1 protein-coding gene is annotated in these 1,386 nt (G+C 63.1%); it reads left to right on the top strand.

Annotated features, from left to right (window positions below; all coding sequences use genetic code 11):
• A partial coding sequence (locus ACI38B_RS06745) for a phosphomethylpyrimidine synthase ThiC (RefSeq protein ID WP_439730080.1) occupies positions 1-1,386 on the top strand: 1,386 nt, incomplete at both ends.

The raw sequence follows: 1,386 nt of genomic DNA, 5'->3' as shown, positions 1-1,386 counted from the left end.
GCCGGCTGGTTCGTGGTGTCGGCGATCGCAGGGGCGGACGATCCGAAAGCCACCACACAAGCCATGGTGGATGCGTGGCGGAGTGTTCGCGGGAGCGGCCATCACGGGTATGCTGCGCGCACGGTCTCGCATGCCCCGGCGGCGGGGACATCATCTGTGGGGGACGCCAATGAGGTGGCGGGCGGCAGCGAGTCCGCCACCTCACTCAACCGTTTGCAATCCGTCCAGCCCGGCGGCTTCACCAACGCGAAAGCCGCCAAGGAAGCCGCACGACTGGCCAAACAGCAGCGCGTGGACATCGCCGCACGCGGCTGTACGCAACGCGATAAAGCGCATATCCGCAAAACCGAGCGCATCCATTTCGAAAACGAATCCGGCAGCTACAATCTCGACGTGCCGTACACCGAAATCAAACTCTCTGACACGCCCGGCGTCGGCCCGAACCCGCCGTTCCACGACTACAACACGGAAGGCCCGTCCTGCGATCCGAAGGAAGGACTCGCCCCGCTGCGTCTCGACTGGATTCGTGACCGCGCAGACGTGACCGAATATCAGGGCCGCGAACGCAACCTCGCCGACGACGGCAAGCGAGCGGTCCAGCGCGGCAAGGCAACCAAGGAATGGCGCGGACGCAAACACAATCCGCTCAAGGCCTCGGGGCATCCAGTCACGCAGATGTGGTATGCGCGGCACAACATCATCACGCCGGAAATGCGGTTCGTCGCCGCCCGCGAGCATTGCGACACCGAGCTGGTCCGTTCCGAACTCGCCGCAGGCCGTGCGGTCATGCCGTGCAATATCAACCATCCTGAAGCCGAGCCGATGATTATCGGATCGAAGTTCCTCACCAAGCTCAACGCGAATATGGGCAATTCCGCGGTGTCTTCGTCGATTGACGAGGAGGTCGACAAGCTCACGTGGGCGACCAAGTGGGGCGCGGACACCGTGATGGACCTGTCCACCGGCAACGACATCCACACCACGCGCGAGTGGATCCTACGCAACTCCCCCGTCCCGATCGGCACCGTGCCGATGTACCAGGCGCTGGAAAAAGTCGAGGATGACGCGACCAAGCTCAGCTGGGAACTGTTCCGCGACACCGTGATCGAGCAGTGCGAGCAGGGCGTCGACTACATGACCATCCACGCTGGCGTGTTGCTGCGCTACGTGCCACTGACCGCGAACCGCGTGACCGGCATCGTCTCACGCGGCGGCTCAATCATGGCGCAATGGTGCATGCAGCATGAGCAGGAAAGCTTCCTGTACACGCATTTCGACGAATTATGCGATATCTTCGCGAAATACGACGTGGCCTTCTCACTCGGTGACGGACTGCGGCCCGGCAGCCTCGCGGACGCGAACGACGCCGCCCAGATTGCCGAACTC

The organism is Bifidobacterium sp., from assembly GCF_051876855.1.
Lineage (GTDB): Bacteria > Actinomycetota > Actinomycetes > Actinomycetales > Bifidobacteriaceae > Bifidobacterium.
Note: the sequence above shows the minus strand (reverse complement) of the source record. Positions and strands in the feature narration are given on the sequence as shown.